This window comes from Pseudomonas sp. Pseusp10, from assembly GCF_059492225.1.
Genome location: NZ_CP168528.1, coordinates 957,688 through 976,840 on the forward strand (window position 1 = coordinate 957,688; position 19,153 = coordinate 976,840).

Here is a 19,153-nt window from a genome sequence, read left to right on the forward strand (position 1 = left end):
GAGCAAGCTCGCTCCTACAGGGGGTGTGGTGTTTTCACACTAGACTGATCAGACGCTGTACCGCTTGGACTTGCCTCATGATGGGGCCGCTTAGGGATATCGACTATGCAATGGATGTTCATGCTGATAGGGCTGGTGCTCGGCTGGATACTCGACGAGTCATTCAGTGATGCACTGCTGGGCGCGTTACTCGGATTGGGTATCGGCCAGACCCTTCGCATGGCTCGTATGGACTCTCGAGCGGTGGAGCAGCAACGCCTGCTGGATCAGGCACAGGTTGCGCTGCAAGCGGTCGAGCAACGGCTGGCGCTGCTCGAAGCATCGGGCGTCAAGGCGCCGGAAACCCGTGAACCGCTCGTATCGCCTGAAACCATCCTTGATGAACCACCCGCCGCAGCCCCGGAATTGATCTGGGAACTGCCCCCCGAACTCGAGCCGATAGCCGTCGCGGCCTCCGAAACCGGTCGTCCGCAGCCCGTCGATGCCTGGAAGCCAGAAACAATCGCTCGCCAGGCACAACCACCTGTCCCCCCGCGTAGCCCGAATCTCATCGACCGTGCCATCAGTCGCGCCCGTGCCTGGTTGTTCGGCGGTAATACGGTGTTGCGGGTCGGCGTGGTGCTGCTGTTCCTCGGCCTGGCCTTTTTGCTGCGCTATGCCACCGAAGGTGTGGTGGTGCCGCTTGAGTTGCGCTACGCAGGCGTTGCGGCAGCAGCCTTGGGGTTGCTCGGGCTGGGTTGGTGGTTGCGAACGCGCAACAGCAGTTACGCGTTGATCCTGCAAGGCACCGGGATCGCCGTGTTGTACTTGACGGTGTTTGCCGCAATGCGCTTGCATCCGCTACTCGACCCCTCGGCGGCGTTTGGCCTGCTGGTGGCGGTGACAGTCTGTTCGGCGATTCTCGCCATTACCCAGGATTCCCTGGGGCTGGCCGCCGTTGCCGCACTGGGTGGCTTCGCCGCGCCCATCCTGGCCTCCACCGGCGCCGGCAGCCACGTCGCGCTGTTCAGCTATTTCACCTTGCTCAACGCCGGCATCCTCGCCATTGCCTGGTTCAAGGCCTGGCGCCTGCTGAATGTCATCGGGTTCACCGGCACCTTCGGCATCGGTTTCGCCTGGGGCCTGCGCTCCTACTTGCCGGAGTTGCTGTGGAGCACCGAGCCGTTTCTGATTGTGTTTTTCCTGATGTACCTGGCCATTGGTCTGCTGTACGCCCGGCGCAAGCTGATGCAGATGAGCGACGCACCGGCAGAGGGCAGTCGCGAAGCGCTGCTGCAGTGGTCCGCGCGCAAGGGTGATTACGTCGACGGCACGCTGCTGTTCGGCCCGCCTCTGGTGGGTTTCGGCTTGCAGTTCGCACTGGTGCAGCATCTGGAGTTCGCTGCGGCGTTCAGTGCCTTGGCGCTGGGCATGATTTACATGGGGCTCGCCCGTTGGTTGATGGCCGGGCGCACGCTGTTGCTGGGGGAAACCTGCCTGGCCTTGGGGGTGATCTTCGCCAGCCTGGCGATTCCGCTGGGGCTCGATGCACGCTGGACGACGGCGGCGTGGGCGGTGGAAGGCGCGGGGATCTTCTGGCTCGGCCTGCGCCAACAAAGGCCCTTGGCCCGGGCGTTTGCCTTGCTCCTGCAACTGGGTTCGGCGCTGGCGTTTCTCGGCGAGTTGCACAACAGCGAGAGCAGCCTGCTCGGTGGCGTGCCGTTAGGCGCGCTGTTACTGGGCGTCGCGTTGTTGTTCAGCTTCTACCAGTTGCGTAAAGCCTTGCCGGAACAGATCAGGCCCTTGGAGCTGAAAGGCCTGCCGGTGTTGGCTTGTCTTGGACTGGCGTTTCTCTATTTGCTGGCACCGCTGTTTTTCTTCAGCCACGGCACGGTGATCAGTTGGGCCTTGGCCGGGGCGCTGACGTTGTTTGTTGGCTTGCGCCTGTCATCGCGCACGTTCGTGTTCACCGCGCTCGCTGTGCAATGGTTGGGTGGCGCGCTGTTCCTGGTGACAGGACCGCAGTTCAGTGACGGCCTGCAACCCATGACCCATGGCGGGTTCTGGGCGCCGCTGATGTTGGGGCTGGCCGCGATGGTCGGGGCTTGGCGTTTGCAGATGGGTCATTCGCTCGGAGCATTCGAAGGGCTGAGTCTGTTGCGGTTGTCCCAGGCGTTGCTGGTGTGGGGCGCAGGCTGGTGGGCGTTGGCCTGGGTCATCGAAGTGCTGCATTTTGCGCCGCTGCCGATGCAGGTGACTTTGTTGTTGAGCATCGCTGCCGTGAGTGTTGCGCTGTGGACGGTGTTGGCGCTGCGCCTGAGTTGGCCGTCGCTGGGAGTACTCTGCACGGCGTTGATTCCCGCTGCGGCGCTGGTGCTGCTGGCGGCCTGGCACCCGCGATATCACCCGGCCGCCAACTTTGGCTGGCTGGCGTGGGCCGCCGTGTTCGTGGTGCATTTCATCTCCCTGCGACGCCTGGCGCCAATGCTGCCGGCGCGCGTGCCGGGTGTCGCCCATGTGCTCGGCTGCTGGCTGTTGATGGGGGTGCTGGCTCTGGAGTGGCGTTACGGCTTGCTGGTGTTGTCCGAGCAATACAACGCCTGGCGCTGGTTGGGTTGGGCGATTCTGCCAAGTCTGTACCTGGTGCTGATGGCTGCACCTCGCGCGTGGCCTTGGCCGTTGTCGGCGTATCCGCGCGAATACCGTGTATACGCCGCCGCGCCACTGGCGTTGTTGATGCTCGGTTGGTTCTGGCTGGCGAATGTCGCCAGTGACGGCAACGCCGAGCCGCTGCCTTACGTGCCATTAATCAACCCGCTGGAGCTGGGCCTGTTGTTTGCGTTGTTCGGCGTCTATGTCTGGTCCCGCAGCGCGATGACACAACTGGCGATCCGCAAGGATTACGCCGCCATCGCCACGCAAGGGGTCGCTGGTGCCTCGCTGTTCGTGTTCTTTACTGCATTGGTAATGCGTACGGCGCACCAGTGGAGCGGGGTGCCGTTCGAGCTGGATCTGTTGCTGGGGTCGATGCGGGTACAAGCCGGCCTGTCCATCGTCTGGACCCTGATGGCCCTGAGCCTGATGATCGGCGGCCACTTGTGTCGCCGCCGCGAAGTCTGGTTGATCGGCGCCGCTTTGATCGGTGTGGTCGTGGCCAAGCTGTTCTTTGTCGAATTGAGTAATCGCGGCGGGCTGGCGCGGATCGTGTCGTTTATCGGTGTCGGCGTGTTGCTGCTGGTGGTGGGCTATTTCGCCCCGCTGCCGCCCAAGCGTGCCGAAGCTGTGCCGGATATCGAGAAACCGGTCCCGGAATCAGAAGGAGTGTCGTCTTGAGTCAGAAGCTGAACCTGGGTTGGCTGGGCGCTGTTGCCATGGGAGTGGTGTTGTCGGCGGCTGCCCAGGAAAAACCGGCGGATTTCACCACCCAAGTGCCCTTGTCGGTAACGGGCGAAGGCCCTTGGTATCGCCTTGAACTGCCCCTGAACGTACAACTGAATGCACGGCAGGCCGATTTGAGCGATGTGCGTGTGTTCAACGCCGTGGGCGATGTTCAGGCTTATGCCCTGGCCCGGCAGACGGCGCAGAGCAGTGAAACGCGCACCTTGACCGAGGTGAAATGGTTTCCGTTGTACAACTCGGTGGACGCCACAGAAACCGCGCCGAGCGTGCGGGTGCAATCGAGCGCCAACGGCACGTTGGTGGAGGTGCAGCCCTCCAGTCCGCTGGAGGCGGGTGAGGAGGAGTTGCGCGGCTGGTTGCTCGACGCGTCCGCGATCAAGGCGCCGTTGCAGCAATTGATTATCGACTGGACCAGCGAACGCGACGGCTTCCAGCGTTTCACCCTCGAAGCCAGCGACGATTTGCAGCATTGGCGGTCCTGGGGCGAAGGGCAGGTGGCGCGCCTGATCTTTTCCGACGAGCGGGTCGAACAGCGTGCAATCAGCCTGCCGGGCCAGTCGGCGCGCTACTTGCGGTTGCTGTGGATCACACCGCATTCGGCACCGACACTGACTTCGGCGCAACTGCAAAGCGCCAGTACCCGCAGCCTGCCGCTGCCGTTGGTCTGGTCCCAGGCGTTGGCCGGCAGCAGCGTGAAGGCGGGTGAATACACCTGGCAGTTGCCGATGGGGCTGAATGTCGAGCGAGTGCAGGTCGAGTTGAGCCAACCCAACAGCCTGGCGCCGGTGAGCCTGACCGGTCGTCGCGACAGCAGTCTGCCGTGGCAGCCAGTGGTCAGCGGTTTGCTTTATCGCCTGACCCAGAACGGTCAGGACGTGGTGCAAAACGAATTGCCGTTGTCAGGGCAATTCGTGCAGCAATTGAAACTGACCGTGGACGAACGCGGCGGTGGCCTGGGTGTTCAAGTGCCGACGCTGAAGTTTGCCGTGCGCGCCACGCAACTGGTGTTCCTGGCGCGTGGGCCAGGGCCTTACACGCTGGCGCTGGGGAATGCGACCGTGAAGACCGCGAACTTGCCGCTGTCGACGCTGATTCCTGATTACACCCCGGAGAAACTGGCGACCCTGGGCAGGGCCATGGTGGATGTCGGGTCGGAGGCTAGGAAGCCGTCGACGGTCACCACGTCTGCGCCGATCGACACTCACTGGAAGAAATTCGGGTTGTGGGCGGTGTTGTTGCTCTGCGTGGTGTTCCTGGTGGCGATGGCGTTCAGTTTGCTGCGCAAGTCTACTGCCAAACCTTGATTGTGGGTGCTGCGCACCCTATCGCGAGCAAGCTCGCTCCCACAGGTATTGCGCTGTCCCTGTGGGAGCGAGCTTGCTCGCGATAGCGGTATATCAGTCAATAAAAATGCTGAGATGACCGCTACTTTCCAGCTCACACCCAGCCTATTTCCAACTACGCTCATCCCCGCACATGAACTCTCTTTGACCGATCACGTCTGATAGGAGGAAATGCGCCCCGACTCGCGTTAAACTGCGCGGGTTTTTAGCCCCCCCATTCCACCGGAGCCTTCCATGTCCCGCGTTACCTTGAGTCGCTATTTGATTGAGCAGACCCGCAGCAACAACACTCCTGCCGATCTGCGCTTCCTGATCGAAGTGGTGGCGCGTGCCTGCAAGGAGATCAGCCACGCCGTGTCCAAAGGCGCCCTGGGTGGCGTTCTGGGCAGCATGGGCACTGAAAACGTCCAGGGCGAAGTGCAGAAGAAGCTCGACGTGATCTCCAACGAAATCCTGCTCGAAGCCAACGAATGGGGCGGTCACCTGGCCGGCATGGCGTCCGAAGAAATGGACAACGCCTACCAGATCCCGGGCAAATACCCGAAAGGCGCGTACCTGCTGGTATTCGACCCGCTGGACGGTTCGTCGAACATCGATATCAACGCGCCGGTAGGCACTATCTTCTCGGTACTGCGTTGCCCGAACGAATACCTGAGCCAGAACGAGCCCTTGAACGAAAAGGCCTTCCTGCAGCCAGGCACCCAGCAAGTGGCCGCCGGTTACGCCATCTACGGTCCACAGACCATGCTGATCCTGACCCTGGGCGACGGCGTGAAAGGCTTCACCCTGGACCGTGAAATGGGCAGCTTCGTCCTGACTCACGAAAACATCACCATTCCTGAAAGCACCCAGGAATTCGCCATCAACGCGTCCAACCAGCGTCACTGGGAAGCTCCGGTACAGCGCTACGTCGGCGAATTGCTGGCAGGCGAAGAAGGCCCGCTGAAAAAGAACTACAACATGCGCTGGGTCGCCGCGATGGTGGCCGACGTGCACCGCATCCTGACCCGTGGCGGTCTGTTCATGTACCCACGCGACGGTCGCGAGCCTTCCAAGCCAGGCAAACTGCGCCTGATGTACGAAGCCAACCCGATGTCGTTCCTCGTGGAACAAGCGGGCGGTGCGTCCACCGACGGCCACCAGCGCATCCTCGACATCCAGCCGAACGGCCTGCACCAGCGTGTGGCTGTGTTCCTGGGTTCGAAAGAAGAAGTTGCACGTGTAACGGCTTACCACAAGGAATAAACCATGACCGCGCCCTGGAAGCCGTTGCTTGATTGGTGGTTCGGGAGTTCCGAGTCAGCGAGCGAAGTGGCGGCGCAGAAGGGCAAGTTGTGGTTTGGCAAGCGCGACAGCCAGGACCTCGAAGCGCGTGAGCGTTTCGGGGACTGGGTCGAGCAGGCACTGGCCGGCGGATTGACTGAGTGGATGCAACGTCCCGAAGGTTGGCTGGCGCTGGTGCTGTTGCTCGATCAACTCCCGCGAATGATCTTTCGCGATACTCCCAAAGCCTTTGCAGGCGATCTCCGGGCGCAAAAGCTGGTGGCCCAAGGCATTGCCGTGGATTTCGACCGGCAGTTGCAGCCGATTCAGCGGGTGTTCATCTACCTGGTGTTCGAGCACAGCGAAAACCTTGCGGTGCAGAATGAAGGCGTCTCGCGCTACCTCGAATTGGTGGCGCAGCAGCCGGAGAGCGATCGGGCACTGTTCAGCGATTACCTGGACTATGCCGAGCGGCATCAGAAAGTGATTGCGCAGTTTGGGCGGTTTCCGCATCGCAATGCGGTGTTGGGAAGGGAGTCTACGGCTGAGGAGCTGGCGTTTCTGTCGAGGCCTGGGTCGAGGTTCTAGATCTTCATGGCGGCTGATGCCGCCTTCGCGGGCAAGCCCGCTCCCACAGTTGATTTGGTCGGACACAAAATTTGTGCCCGCCCTAGATCCCTGTGGGAGCGGGCTTGCCCGCGAAGGGGCCGGTGAGCGCGCCTCAGATCCTGAAGCTGCCAACCAACTGCTTCAACCGCGCCGCCTGCTGCTCAAGATCGGCACACGCACGCAAGGTCGCCTGCAGGTTCTCCACACCTTCCTGGTTCAGCGTGTTGATCTCGGTGATGTCGACGTTGATCGACTCCACCACAGCCGTCTGTTCTTCAGTTGCGGTGGCGACCGACTGGTTCATGCCATCGATTTCGCCGATGCGCTGGGTCACGCTGCCCAGGCGTTCGCCTGCCTGGTTGGCGATGCCGACGCTGCTTTCGCTCTGGCGCTGGCTGTCGGTCATGATGCCCACCGCTGCCCGGGCGCCGACTTGCAACTCTTCGATCATCGTCTGCACTTGCTGCGCCGAGTCCTGGGTGCGGTGAGCGAGGTTGCGCACCTCATCGGCCACCACGGCAAAACCACGGCCGGCCTCGCCAGCGCGGGCCGCTTCAATGGCTGCGTTCAGGGCCAGCAGGTTGGTTTGCTGGGAGATGCTGGTGATCACTTCCAGGATCTGCCCGATGTTGACCGTATTACTGTTGAGGGTTTCGATGTTGCCGCACGAATCGCTGATCTTGGCCGACAACTGCTGCATAGCCGCGATGGTTTTATCCACCACCTGTTGGCCGTCTTCGGCCAGGCTGCGGGCATCGCTGGAATGTTGCGAGGCGAGGGCGGCGTTCTGGGCGATTTCCTGGGCGGCGGCACCGAGCTGGTTGATCGCCGCGGCCACGCTGCTGGTGCGCGAAGCTTGCTGGTCGGAGTTGAACATCGACGAGTTTGACGCGGCGACTACACGCAACGCCACCTCGTTGACCTGGCCGGTGGCCGAAGACACTTCGATGATCGAGGTATGAATGCGCTCGACGAAGCGGTTGAACGACAGCCCCAATGCGCCAAATTCGTCGTGGCCGTGAATGGTCAGGCGTTTGGTCAGGTCACCTTCGCCTTCGGCAATGTCGTGCATGGCGCGGCCCATGGTCAGCAGCGGCTGCATCAACAGGCTGATCAGCATGCCCAGCAGGACGATGATGATCACCACGGCAATCACCATGGCGATGATCGCCGAGGTGCGGAATTCGCTGAGCATCGAGAACGCCGTTTCCTGGTCGAGCACCAGCGCCACGTACCAGTCCGCCGATGGCACGCCGTTGACGTGGGTGAAGGAGATGAACTGGCGCTTGCCGTCGATCTCGACTTCCTTCATGCCTGGGCTGACTTTCGGCGTGTCGCCCGGATAGGCCTCGGCCAGACTCTTGAGCACCAGTTTGCTGTCCGGGTGAATCAGGATCTTGCCGTCGGCACCGACGATAAACGCATGACCGTGGCCGCCGAAGTTCAGCGAATTGATGATCGCGCTGACGCTGGACAGGTCGATGTCAGCCCCGGCCACGCCAATCATCTGGCCCAGGTGCTGCACAGGGGTAGCCACGGTGATCACCAGTTTGCCGGAAGAGGCGGCGATATACGGTTCGGTGACGATGGTCTTTTGCGCGTTATTGGCCGCCTTGTACCAGCCACGGGCGCGTGGATCGTAGTCTGCCGCACGGTTGCCCGCCGGGACCGAGAACATCACGCCGTCGGCACCACCGAAGTAGCTCAGCTGGAAGTTGCCGGTGTAGGCGGGCAGGTCGATGATCCGTTTCAGGCTGGCGGGAGCATTGCCATCGGCGGTGACCTGTTGGGCCATCGATTGCAGCAATTGCATGCGGCTTTCCAGCCAGGTCTGGATGTTGCTGGTGGTCAGGCTGCCGAGTTCCTGCATCGAGGCTTCGGTACTGTTGCGCAAGGTTTCGCGCTGGCGATAGTCGTTGAACAGGATGAAACAAGCGAATGCGACAGCCACCACGAGGGCGGCAGCCAGCAATATCTTGTGGCTGAACTTCATGTTTCTGGTCATGGATGAGCTACCGCAGAGGGTCAGGTCTACAAAAGGGGGGAGCAAATGCCACCGATGTAGCTTTGCGTTGCATTTATGTCGACTGAACGGCGCCAAAGATTAGGCGGATTTTCTGAAAAACGACGAAATGCTCGATGAACAAGGAAAATGGCTGATTTTTGGCAAAAGGTAGACGAGTGGCCCGATAAATAGCCTGCCTGGCAGGGAACCTGACAGGGGTTTTCTCTTCTAAGCTTCAGCTTGGCAGCCATGCCAATCCCCTACGCCCCCCCGGAGTTTCACCATGTCGCTGCGTTCCATCGCCCTGCTTTCGTTCTGCGTATTGCTCGCTGCCTGCAGCAAGGTCAATCAGGAAAACTACTCGAAGCTCTCGGCCGGCATGGCCAAGGTCGACGTGGAGACCCTGTTGGGCAAACCTGCCGATTGTTCAGGCGCTCTCGGCATGTCCAGTTGCACCTGGGGCGACAAGAACAGCTTTATCAGCGTGCAGTTCGCCGGTGACAAAGTGCTGATGTTTTCCGGCCAAGGCCTGAAGTAAACCGGGGCAATTGCCCTCGGGAGAAAAATAATGAAGCGGTTATTGATCATCCTTTTTGCTGGCCTGGTATTGGCCGGCTGTGCCACGCCTGGCCAGGACCCATTGGCCCCCAAGACTGTCAAAAGCGTCAACCTCAAGCGCTACCAGGGCACCTGGTACGAGCTGGCTCGTATGCCGATGTACTTCCAGCGTGACTGCGCGCAATCCGAAGCCCATTACACGCTCAAGCCTGACGGTAACGTGGCGGTGCTGAACCGCTGCCTGACGGCGCAGTGGCAATGGGAAGAGGTCAAGGGTACGGCTTATCCACAGGTGCCCGGCAAGGGCGACAAACTGTGGCTCGAGTTCGATACCTGGTTCTCCAGGCTGATCCCGGGTGCGGCGAAGGGCGAATACTGGGTGCTGTACGTCAGCGATGACTACAAGACCGCCATTGTCGGTGACCCGAGCCGGAAATATTTGTGGCTGTTGTCGCGCACGCCAACCGTGAACGGTGTGGTGCGTGAGGAGCTGCTGAGCAAGGCGCGTCAGCAGGGTTACGACACTACGCGGCTGATCTGGCGAGCGTCGGAACAGCAGATGGCCGAGACCTCGGACTAACTGCACAAATCCTTGTAGGAGCGAGCTTGCTCGCGATGGTGTATCAGGCGCATTGGTGTCGACTGACACTCCATCGCGAGCAAGCTCGCTCCTACAGTATTGTTTTGGTGTCAGCCTAGAAGGTCACGCAGTACCTGGGTGAACGCCCGATTGCTTTCTTCTTCGCCGGCATGCCGACCGTCACGCACCACCCACTGGCCATTGACCAACACATCCCGCACCTGGCGATCGCCACCGGCAAACAACCAGCGATTGAGAATTCCGTCGCCACTGGCCGTTGCCAGATACGGATCGTTGCCGTCGAGCACCAGCCAGTCGGCGCGCTTGCCGACTTCCAGTGCACCAATCGGCTGGCCCAGCGCCTGAGCACCGCCATCCAGCGCGGCATCAAACAACGTGCGGCCGACCATTGGCTGATCCGCGCCATACAAACGATTACGCCGCTGGTCGCGCAGACGCTGGCCGTATTCCAGCCAACGCAATTCTTCCACCACGCTCAACGACACATGGCTATCGGAACCGATGCCCATGCGGCCACCCTGGGCGAGGAAATCCACCGCCGGGAAAATCCCGTCGCCCAGGTTGGCTTCGGTGGTCAGGCACAGGCCGGCGATGGCGCGACTCTTGGCCATCGAGGTGACTTCCTCCGGGTTGGCATGGGTCGCGTGGACCAGGCACCAGCGTTGGTCGACATCGATGTTTTCGTACAGCCATTGCAGCGGGCGACGACCGCTCCAGGTCAGGCAGTCGTCGACTTCTTTCTGCTGCTCGGCAATGTGGATGTGCACCGGGCACTGCTTGTCGCTGGCTGCCAGCACTTCGCTGATCTGCTGCGGCGTGACCGCACGCAACGAGTGGAAACACAGGCCCAGGGCTTGCGCCGGTTGTTGCGCCAGGAGCGGTTGCAGGCGCGACTGCAGCTTGAGGTAGTTTTCGGTGCTGTTGATAAAGCGGCGCTGACCGTCGTTCGGCGCTTGGCCACCGAAACCGGAGTGGCTGTAGAGCACCGGCAGCAGTGTCAAACCAATACCCGCTGAACTGGCGGCCTGGCTGATGCGCAGGGCCAGTTCGGCCGGATCTGCGTAAGGCTGACCATTGATGTCGTGATGCACGTAGTGAAATTCCGCGACCGAGGTGTAACCGGCCTTGAGCATTTCGATGTATAGCTGACGGGCGATGACGCCGAGTTGTTCCGGGCTGATTTTTCCGACGAGGCGATACATCAGGTCGCGCCAGGTCCAGAAACTGTCGTTCGGATTACCCGCCACTTCCGCCAGCCCGGCCATGGCCCGCTGGAAAGCGTGGGAGTGCAGATTCGGCATGCCCGGCAGCAGCGGACCGCTCAACCGCTCGGCGCCATCTGCATGGGAATTGGCCTGGACATGGGTCAATACGCCGTCGGCGCTGACCTCAAGACGTACATTGTTGGCCCATCCACTAGGCAGCAGCGCGCGTTCGGCAAAGAAGGCGGACATGGTTCAGCACCTCATCGTGTGTTATTTGTATATACATATACAGACGTTTGCCTGCCCGGTAAACTCCGGCAAGCTAGCGATATTTACTAAACGACCAAGGATTAACCGTGCCGACTCCGCCTCCAGTCTCTCCGTTGGCCGCGAACATGGGCGACAGTCCGGCGCCCTTGTACGCCCGCGTCAAACAAATGATCACCCAGCAAATCGACAGTGGAAACTGGCCGCCGCACTACCGCGTTCCGTCGGAAAGCGAACTGGTCAACCAGTTGGGCTTCAGCCGCATGACCATCAACCGTGCCCTGCGCGAGATGACTGCTGACGGTCTGCTGGTGCGCATGCAAGGCGTCGGCACGTTCGTCGCCGAGCCGAAAAGCCAGTCTGCGTTGTTCGAAGTGCACAACATCGCCGATGAAATCGCCTCTCGCGGTCATCGCCACACCTGCAAGGTCATCACCCTTGAAGAAGAGGCCGCCGGCTCCGAGCGCGCCCTGGCCCTGGACATGCGCGAAGGGCAGAAGGTGTTCCACTCGCTGATCGTGCATTTCGAAAACGATATCCCGGTGCAAATCGAAGACCGTTTCGTCAACGCGCTGGTGGCACCGGATTACCTCAAGCAGGACTTCACCCTGCAAACGCCCTACGCCTATCTGAACCAGGTCGCGCCGCTGACCGAAGGCGAGCACGTGGTCGAGGCGATCCTGGCCGAGCCGTCCGAATGCAAATTGCTGCAGATTGAAAAAGGCGAGCCGTGCCTGCTGATCCGTCGCCGCACCTGGTCCGGTCGTCAGCCAGTGACAGCTGCTCGCTTGATCCACCCCGGTTCCCGTCATCGTCTGGAAGGTCGGTTCCATAAATAGAGAGCCATAAATGAATCAGTTAAAGGTTTTACGCGCCAAAGACTACCCGCGCATGCCGTGGAAAAACGGCGGCGGCAGCACCGAAGAAATCACCCGCGATGCCGGCACCGGCCTGGATGGTTTCGGCTGGCGCCTGTCGATTGCCGACATTGGCGAATCGGGCGGTTTTTCCACGTTCGCCGGTTACGAGCGAGTGATCACCGTTTTGCAGGGCGACGGCATGACCCTGACGGTGGATGGACAGGACACTCGGTCACTGTTACCGCTGGACCCGTTTGCCTTCAGCGGTGAGAGCAAGGTTTCCTGCACATTGCTCGGCGGTCCGATTCGCGATTTCAACCTGATTTATGCGCCACAGCGTTACGGTGCACGGTTGCAGTGGTTGAGTGGTGAGCAGCGGTTCTTCAGCTCGGCGGGCACGGTGCTGGTGTTCAGCATGAGTGAGCAGGTTGAGGTGTCGGTCGATAACAACGCCCAGCAATTGGGCCTTCATGATTGCCTGCAATTGGAGGCTGATGCCGGATTACTGGACGTCGCCATCAAGGGGCTGTGCTGCGTGATCGAACTGACGTCGCGCGACTGATCCCGGTCATTCCCGTTCGAGGGTAAAACCTCGAACGGTCGCCTCCAGCTCACTCGACATCTGTTTTAGTGCCTGGATGGTTTTCACCACCTCCTGTTGCATCGCGACATTTTCCTCGACCCGCTGCGCCACGTTTTCCACATTGCGTGCCACGTCTTCGCTGGCTTCACGTTGTTCCTGCAAGGCATTGGAGATCTGACTGACTGCATTGAGTGACGCGTTGAGCGCGACCTTGACGTCATTCATCGACGTGCCGGCGCTGTCGATCAGATGCTGGCCCTGAAGTACGCGCTCGCGGCCAGTGTTCATGCTGCTGTTGGCCTTTCTCATGCCGCTTTGAATTGTACTCACCAGCACCACAATCTCGGCGGTAGAGCGGGTCGTGCGGGTTGCCAGCTCCCGCACTTCGTCAGCCACCACGGCAAACCCGCGCCCTTGTTCGCCGGCCCGCGCCGCCTCGATGGTGGCATTGAGTGCGAGCAGATTGGTCTGTTCGGCAATGCTATGGATCATGCCGACAATTTTCCCGATGGCGTTGGAGTGCAGGGTCAATTGGTCGATTTCACCCGACGTCTGGGTCACCAGTTGGGCGATCTGCTGCATCTCGATGATAGAGCGCTCCATGGTGGCAATGCCGCAAGCGGTGATCTGTTCGGCCTTTTGTGTGGTGTCGTGCGCCTGCGCGGCGTTCTCGGCGATGTGCGTAATGTTGGCTGACATCTGTTGCGCAGCGGCGGCAATGGAAGAGGTCGCGCCATTTTGCTCGGCGGCCTGTTTCAGGCCTTGTTCGGACGAGATGCTCAGGTTCAGGGTCGAGGACTCGATATGCTGCGAGGCCTCGCGCACCTTGCCGATCATGCTGGCCAGGCTGCGTCGCATGGCCTCGACCGATTGCATGACGCCCGTTGGCGTCGCGTTACCGATCACCGGATCGCCGAGCCGGCCCTGGGCAATCCGTGTGCTGATACTGGCCAGCTCGTGAGGCTCGGCGCCCAGGTATCGCGCCAGCCTGGCGCCGAACAGCAGGGCATAAAGACTGCCAAACAACAGTGCGAGAGCCAGGACCACGGCCATCAGCCTCATATTGACCACATAGAGTGCCTGGCTATGCGCGAAATGTCGGCGTGCTTCTTTAAGCTGGACATCGGTCAGTTGCGAAAACAGTGAGGTCAGCGGGTCGATCAAGGGGTACAGCTGGTGGACGGCGAAATGCTCCAGGCTCTGACTGGAAGCCTCGCTTTGGTTCAAGTCCGCCTGCAAACGCTGGAGCGGTGCTTCGGTGGCCTGCATCAGCGGTTCGATTTCACTGATCAGTTGCACCTCTTCATCAATCAGGTGGGTCGACAGATAGGCGCGCCAGAGCGGGTCGACTTCCAGCAGGGCTCGCCGTATCTGTTGCGCCGCCTCGACGCCACTGTGGATGCCGTCGCGGGCCTTGTGGATAGCGTCGACGATCCGGACTGAATACAGCTCGGAGATTTTATTCAGGTCCTGTTGCGGGATGACCCGGTCCAGGTAAACCGTCTCCAGTCCCTGCACCGTAGTGCGCATGCAGTACAGGCCGAGTGCGCCGATGCCGATCATGCTGCTCAGGAGAGTGCCGGCAAGCAGGAGCAGGTGGGTTTGGACTTTCCACTGTTTCATTACGGGTTCCTCGCAGAAGTGACGTCAGGGGGCTTGCTCGTGAAGTCGGCGAGGATTGATGGAGGTGGAGTCGGATGTTTCTCATGATGTTGTAGGGTGTTTCTGGAATGCGCTCAATTGGGCATCAGGTGTTACCGAACGCCCCAGTGTGGCGCAAAACCGCGCTCAAGTAACAAAGTCCCATCGCTACACAAAATCCCCCGGAAAAATTTCATTTTCGCCAGAACCCTTGTTCCAGGCGCTCTCCAGCCGTTTCAGAACTTTTCTTGAATGCTCATTCAGCAAGTTGGCCGCTTGATTGCATATGCTTGTATGTACAAGTAAAGACGTATGCGTATGAGTCGCGAGGACTCAACCATCGTCCACTGATTCGCCGGTGTGCACTGATGCCCATTGGCTTGCTCGCCCACTGCCTGGGTTGGTTTGGATTGATTGCTGAGGAGTTCTTTTCGTGACCGAGAATAAACGTACCAAGTTTCGCGACGTCGAAATCCGCGCTGCCCGCGGTAACAAGCTGACCGCCAAGAGCTGGCTGACTGAAGCACCGCTGCGCATGTTGATGAACAACCTCGACCCGGAAGTCGCCGAGAACCCTAAGGAACTGGTGGTTTACGGTGGTATCGGTCGCGCTGCCCGTAACTGGGAATGCTACGACAAAATCGTCGAAAGCCTGACCAACCTGAACGATGACGAGACCCTGCTGGTGCAATCCGGCAAGCCGGTCGGCGTGTTCAAGACCCACGCCAACGCCCCGCGCGTGCTGATCGCCAACTCCAACCTGGTTCCACACTGGGCGAGCTGGGAACACTTCAACGAACTGGACGCCAAAGGCCTGGCCATGTACGGCCAGATGACTGCCGGCAGCTGGATCTACATCGGCAGCCAGGGCATCGTGCAGGGCACCTACGAAACCTTCGTCGAAGCCGGTCGCCAACACTACAACGACAACCTGAAAGGCAAGTGGGTACTGACCGCTGGCCTGGGCGGCATGGGCGGTGCCCAGCCTCTGGCTGCAACCCTGGCCGGCGCTTGCTCGCTGAACATCGAATGCCAGCAGGTCAGCATCGATTTCCGTCTGAAAAGCCGCTATGTCGATGAGCAAGCCACCGACCTCGACGACGCTCTGGCCCGTATCGCCAAATACACCAAAGAAGGCAAGGCGATTTCCATCGCTCTGCTCGGCAACGCGGCTGAAATCCTTCCAGAACTGGTCAAGCGCGGCGTGCGCCCGGACATGGTCACCGACCAGACCAGCGCCCACGACCCGCTCAATGGCTACCTGCCTGCCGGCTGGACCTGGGACGAATACCGCACTCGCGCCAAGACCGAGCCGGCCGCTGTGATCAAAGCCGCCAAGCAATCGATGGCCGTGCACGTCAAAGCAATGCTCGACTTCCAGAAGATGGGCATTCCGACCTTCGACTACGGCAACAACATCCGTCAGATGGCCCAGGAAGAAGGTGTGGAAAACGCATTCGACTTCCCAGGCTTCGTACCGGCTTACATCCGTCCGCTGTTCTGCCGTGGCATCGGCCCGTTCCGTTGGGCTGCACTGTCGGGCAACGCTGAAGACATCTACAAGACCGACGCCAAGGTCAAAGAGCTGATCCCGGACGACGCCCACCTGCACAACTGGCTGGACATGGCGCGCGAGCGCATCAGCTTCCAGGGTCTGCCGGCACGTATCTGCTGGGTTGGCTTGGGCCTGCGCGCCAAGCTGGGTCTGGCGTTCAACGAAATGGTTCGCAGCGGCGAGCTGTCGGCGCCAATCGTGATCGGTCGCGACCACCTGGACTCCGGTTCAGTATCGAGCCCGAACCGCGAAACCGAATCGATGCAGGACGGTTCCGACGCCGTGTCCGACTGGCCACTGCTCAATGCCCTGCTCAACACCGCGAGCGGTGCGACCTGGGTTTCCCTGCACCACGGCGGCGGCGTCGGCATGGGCTTCTCCCAGCACTCGGGCATGGTGATCGTCTGCGACGGTACTGACGAAGCGGCCGAGCGTATCGCTCGCGTGCTGCACAACGACCCGGCCACCGGCGTTATGCGTCACGCCGATGCCGGTTACCAGATCGCGATCGACTGCGCCAAGGAACAAGGGCTGAACCTGCCGATGATTACCGGCAAGTAACGCTTGCCCCTGTAGGAGCGAGCCTGCTCGCGATGAGGGCGGCACATTCAGCACATTTGCTGACTGACACACCGCCATCGCGAGCAGGCTCGCTCCTACAAGAGCTAATACCAACAACCGGTATACCTATAACAATCCACAGAGGTTGAACCATGGCTGTCACTGACGAACGTGCAGGCAACAAACCGTTGATCGAGAAGCGCTCGATCGACTACATCCCGGAAGCGGAAAGACACGGTCGTCTGTTTAGCCAATTCACCCTGTGGATGGGTGCCAACCTGCAAATCACCGCGATTGTCACCGGGGCCCTGGCCGTGGTGCTGGGCGGTGATGTGTTCTGGTCGTTGATTGGCCTGCTGATCGGGCAATTGCTCGGTGGTGGCGTGATGGCGCTGCATGCCGCGCAAGGGCCCAAGCTTGGCCTGCCGCAGATGATTTCCAGTCGGGTCCAGTTCGGCGTGTATGGCGCGGCCATCCCGATCGTGCTGGTGTGTTTGATGTACCTCGGGTTCACCGCAACGGGAACCGTACTTTCCGGCCAGGCGCTGGGCCAGTTGTTTGGCGTCAGCGACACCGTCGGTATCCTCCTTTTCGCCAGTGTCATCGTGCTGGTCACGGTGCTCGGTTATCGGGTGATCCATTGGATCGGCCGTGTTGCCAGCGTCATTGGCGTGATTGCCTTTGTTTATCTGTTCAGCCGTCTGATGAGCCAGGTCGACGTTGGCGCTCTATTGCAAATCCGCCACTTCAGCTGGAGCAGTTTCTTGCTCGCGGTGTCGCTTGCGGCATCCTGGCAGATCGCCTTCGGCCCTTATGTGGCCGACTATTCGCGTTACCTGCCGAGCAAGATTTCCTCGGTAAAAACCTTTTTCGCCGCAGGCGCAGGTTCGGTCATTGGTGCACAGGTGGCGATGGTCCTCGGCGTGTTCGCTGCCGCCTCGGCCAACGGGCAATTCGCCGGCCACGAAGTGGCCTACATCGTGGGTCTGGGCGGTACCGGTGCCACCGCTGCGCTGCTGTACTTCAGCATCGCGTTCGGCAAGGTCACCATTTCCACGCTGAACTCCTACGGCAGCTTCATGTGCATCGCGACCATCATCAGCGGTTTCCGTGGTGACCTGAAAGTCACGCGCTTGCAGCGTCTGGTCTTCGTGCTGGTCATCGTCGGTGCTGCGACCCTGATGGCGTTGCTCGGTCAGCACTCGTTCCTCGGTGCGTTCAAGTCCTTCATCCTGTTCTTGCTAGCGTTCTTTACGCCATGGAGCGCGATCAACCTGGTGGACTACTACTGCATCACTCGCGAGCGCTATGACGTGCCGGCGCTGGCCGATCCGAATGGTCGCTACGGTCGTTGGAACCTTCTCGGTATCAGCGTCTATGTGTTCGGCGTGCTGGTGCAGCTGCCGTTCATCTCCACCAAGTTCTATACCGGACCACTGGTGGCGGCCCTGGGTGATGTGGATATTTCCTGGATCATCGGTCTGGCGCTTCCAGCAGCCCTGTATTACGTGTGTGCAAAAAAATGGCACGGCACAGTGCCCGATCACCTGATTCTGCCGGTCGAGCAGGACAGCGTTGTACAACCTAAAAAAAGCGGGGCCGGTCGCGCTGCGGCGCAGGCCTGATTGGACGTTGCCAGGGCTGGATGCCTCTTGACTGCCGTAAGCCAATTCATGATTAGGAGCGTCACAACAATGAAATCGAACAAGACCCTGCTGACCACATTGCTTTCCATGGGCCTGCTGGCCAGCGCTGGCGCCACTCAGGCGGCGGGTTGGTGCGAGTCGGGCAAGCCGGTGAAATTTGCCGGCCTGAACTGGGAAAGCGCCATGCTGCTGACCGACGTGATGCAAGTCGTGTTGGAGAAAGGCTACGACTGCAAGACCGACAGCCTGCCGGGCAACTCCATCACCATGGAAAACGCCCTGAGCAGCAACGATATTCAGGTGTTTGCCGAAGAGTGGGTCGGCCGCAGCGAAGTCTGGAACAAGGCTGAGAAGGCCGGCAAGGTCGTCGGTGTCGGCGCGCCGGTGGTTGGTGCGATCGAAGGTTGGTACGTGCCGCGCTACGTGATCGAAGGCGACGCCAAGCGCAAGCTGGAAGCCAAGGCTCCGGACCTGAAAAACATTGCTGACCTGGGCAAGTACTCGGCGATCTTCAAGGACGCCGAAGAGCCGTCCAAGGGCCGTTTCTACAACTGCCCGGCCGGCTGGACCTGTGAACTCGACAACAGCGAAATGCTGAAAAGCTACGGCCTGGAAAGCACCTACACCAACTTCCGCCCAGGCACCGGCCCGGCGCTGGATGCCGCCGTGCTGTCGAGCTACAAGCGTGGCGAGCCGATCCTGTTCTACTACTGGTCGCCAACCCCGCTGATGGGCCAGGTCGACGTGGTGAAACTCGAAGAGAAACCAGGCGTGAACAAGACTGTGACCATCAAGGTCGGCCTGTCCAAGACCTTCCACGACGAAGCCCCGGAACTGGTGGCCGTACTGGAAAAGGTCAACGTGCCAATCGACCTGCTGAACCAGAACCTTGGGCGCATGACCAAAGAGCGGATCGAGTCGCCAAAACTGGCGAAGATCTTCTTGAAGGAACATCCTGAAGTCTGGCACGCGTGGGTGAGCGACGACGCAGCCAAGAAAATCGACGCGGCCTTGTAGGTTGAGCTTCTCCGGCTGTCGACAACGGCAGTCGGATGCTTGATCGCAACCCCTTGATTGA

At 60.5% G+C, this 19,153-nt stretch carries 14 protein-coding genes and 1 pseudogene; 11 read left to right on the plus strand and 4 right to left on the minus strand.

Annotation, left to right across the window (positions count from 1 at the left end):
* Positions 1-105 precede the first annotated feature (105 nt).
* The 4 genes from ACEN8Z_RS04340 (at position 106) to ACEN8Z_RS04355 (ending at position 6,572) form a co-directional block, all read left to right on the plus strand.
* A complete protein-coding gene (locus ACEN8Z_RS04340) occupies positions 106-3,312 on the plus strand; it encodes a DUF2339 domain-containing protein (RefSeq protein ID WP_495596884.1) in 3,207 nt (1,068 codons plus the stop codon).
* Positions 3,309-4,682: a DUF3999 domain-containing protein gene (locus ACEN8Z_RS04345; protein ID WP_495596885.1), complete on the plus strand. Its 1,374-nt coding sequence runs from the start codon at positions 3,309-3,311 to the stop codon at positions 4,680-4,682. The genes ACEN8Z_RS04340 and ACEN8Z_RS04345 overlap by 4 nt, the downstream gene beginning before the upstream one ends.
* Before the next feature lie 273 nt (positions 4,683-4,955).
* Complete coding sequence (locus ACEN8Z_RS04350; protein ID WP_277533749.1) at positions 4,956-5,966, plus strand: class 1 fructose-bisphosphatase; 1,011 nt, start codon at positions 4,956-4,958, stop codon at positions 5,964-5,966.
* A gap of 3 nt (positions 5,967-5,969) precedes the next feature.
* Positions 5,970-6,572, plus strand: a complete 603-nt coding sequence (locus tag ACEN8Z_RS04355; protein ID WP_495596886.1) for a DUF924 family protein — start codon at positions 5,970-5,972, stop codon at positions 6,570-6,572.
* 133 nt (positions 6,573-6,705) lie between these two features.
* Here ACEN8Z_RS04355 and ACEN8Z_RS04360 read toward each other — a convergent pair whose 3' ends face one another.
* Complete coding sequence (locus ACEN8Z_RS04360) at positions 6,706-7,470, minus strand: methyl-accepting chemotaxis protein (protein ID WP_412071740.1); 765 nt, start codon at positions 7,468-7,470, stop codon at positions 6,706-6,708.
* Between the two features lie 93 nt (positions 7,471-7,563).
* Positions 7,564-8,598, minus strand: a pseudogene (locus ACEN8Z_RS04365) (HAMP domain-containing protein); the annotation flags it as partial.
* A gap of 283 nt (positions 8,599-8,881) precedes the next feature.
* Between ACEN8Z_RS04365 and ACEN8Z_RS04370 the strand changes: the two are divergent.
* A complete protein-coding gene (locus tag ACEN8Z_RS04370; RefSeq protein WP_008002948.1) occupies positions 8,882-9,136 on the plus strand; it encodes a hypothetical protein in 255 nt (84 codons plus the stop codon).
* A gap of 30 nt (positions 9,137-9,166) precedes the next feature.
* A complete protein-coding gene (locus tag ACEN8Z_RS04375; protein WP_495596887.1) occupies positions 9,167-9,736 on the plus strand; it encodes a lipocalin family protein in 570 nt (189 codons plus the stop codon).
* Between the two features lie 110 nt (positions 9,737-9,846).
* Here the strand turns inward: ACEN8Z_RS04375 and ACEN8Z_RS04380 are convergent, their stop codons facing one another.
* Positions 9,847-11,211 carry a formimidoylglutamate deiminase gene (locus tag ACEN8Z_RS04380; RefSeq protein WP_008002950.1) on the minus strand — a complete coding sequence of 455 codons (1,365 nt, stop codon included), beginning with the start codon at positions 11,209-11,211 and terminating at the stop codon, positions 9,847-9,849.
* A 146-nt stretch (positions 11,212-11,357) separates the two neighbouring features.
* Between ACEN8Z_RS04380 and hutC the strand changes: the two genes are divergently transcribed.
* A complete protein-coding gene (gene hutC / locus ACEN8Z_RS04385) occupies positions 11,358-12,068 on the plus strand; it encodes a histidine utilization transcriptional repressor HutC (protein ID WP_161793960.1) in 711 nt (236 codons plus the stop codon).
* A 10-nt stretch (positions 12,069-12,078) separates the two neighbouring features.
* Positions 12,079-12,651: a HutD/Ves family protein gene (locus ACEN8Z_RS04390; protein ID WP_008002951.1), complete on the plus strand. Its 573-nt coding sequence runs from the start codon at positions 12,079-12,081 to the stop codon at positions 12,649-12,651.
* A 6-nt stretch (positions 12,652-12,657) separates the two neighbouring features.
* Here ACEN8Z_RS04390 and ACEN8Z_RS04395 read toward each other — a convergent pair whose 3' ends face one another.
* On the minus strand, positions 12,658-14,295 hold the full coding sequence (locus ACEN8Z_RS04395; protein WP_495596888.1) for a methyl-accepting chemotaxis protein: 1,638 nt from the start codon (positions 14,293-14,295) through the stop codon (positions 12,658-12,660).
* Between the two features lie 451 nt (positions 14,296-14,746).
* On the opposite strand from ACEN8Z_RS04395, the gene hutU reads away from it, so the two are divergent.
* From hutU to ACEN8Z_RS04410, 3 genes are all read left to right on the plus strand, one after another.
* A complete protein-coding gene (gene hutU, locus ACEN8Z_RS04400; protein ID WP_495596889.1) occupies positions 14,747-16,429 on the plus strand; it encodes a urocanate hydratase in 1,683 nt (560 codons plus the stop codon).
* 152 nt (positions 16,430-16,581) lie between these two features.
* Positions 16,582-18,054, plus strand: coding sequence for a purine-cytosine permease family protein (locus ACEN8Z_RS04405; RefSeq protein ID WP_495596890.1), 1,473 nt, complete (start codon positions 16,582-16,584; stop codon positions 18,052-18,054).
* 69 nt (positions 18,055-18,123) lie between these two features.
* Positions 18,124-19,092: an ABC transporter substrate-binding protein gene (locus ACEN8Z_RS04410; protein ID WP_008002955.1), complete on the plus strand. Its 969-nt coding sequence runs from the start codon at positions 18,124-18,126 to the stop codon at positions 19,090-19,092.
* Positions 19,093-19,153: the final 61 nt, after the last annotated feature.

What these genes read in the sequence shown, in the direction of transcription:
- ACEN8Z_RS04375 (WP_495596887.1), top strand. Translation starts at nt 9,167, where the DNA reads ATGAAGCGGTTATTGATCATCCTTTTTGCTGGCCTGGTATTGGCCGGC.
- ACEN8Z_RS04340 (WP_495596884.1), top strand. Translation starts at nt 106, where the DNA reads ATGCAATGGATGTTCATGCTGATAGGGCTGGTGCTCGGCTGGATACTC.
- ACEN8Z_RS04395 (WP_495596888.1), bottom strand. Translation starts at nt 14,295, where the DNA reads ATGAAACAGTGGAAAGTCCAAACCCACCTGCTCCTGCTTGCCGGCACT.
- ACEN8Z_RS04360 (WP_412071740.1), bottom strand. Translation starts at nt 7,470, where the DNA reads ATGTTCAACTCCGACCAGCAAGCTTCGCGCACCAGCAGCGTGGCCGCG.
- ACEN8Z_RS04380 (WP_008002950.1), bottom strand. Translation starts at nt 11,211, where the DNA reads ATGTCCGCCTTCTTTGCCGAACGCGCGCTGCTGCCTAGTGGATGGGCC.
- ACEN8Z_RS04370 (WP_008002948.1), top strand. Translation starts at nt 8,882, where the DNA reads ATGTCGCTGCGTTCCATCGCCCTGCTTTCGTTCTGCGTATTGCTCGCT.
- ACEN8Z_RS04405 (WP_495596890.1), top strand. Translation starts at nt 16,582, where the DNA reads ATGGCTGTCACTGACGAACGTGCAGGCAACAAACCGTTGATCGAGAAG.
- ACEN8Z_RS04390 (WP_008002951.1), top strand. Translation starts at nt 12,079, where the DNA reads ATGAATCAGTTAAAGGTTTTACGCGCCAAAGACTACCCGCGCATGCCG.
- ACEN8Z_RS04410 (WP_008002955.1), top strand. Translation starts at nt 18,124, where the DNA reads ATGAAATCGAACAAGACCCTGCTGACCACATTGCTTTCCATGGGCCTG.
- ACEN8Z_RS04350 (WP_277533749.1), top strand. Translation starts at nt 4,956, where the DNA reads ATGTCCCGCGTTACCTTGAGTCGCTATTTGATTGAGCAGACCCGCAGC.
- ACEN8Z_RS04355 (WP_495596886.1), top strand. Translation starts at nt 5,970, where the DNA reads ATGACCGCGCCCTGGAAGCCGTTGCTTGATTGGTGGTTCGGGAGTTCC.
- hutC (WP_161793960.1), top strand. Translation starts at nt 11,358, where the DNA reads ATGGGCGACAGTCCGGCGCCCTTGTACGCCCGCGTCAAACAAATGATC.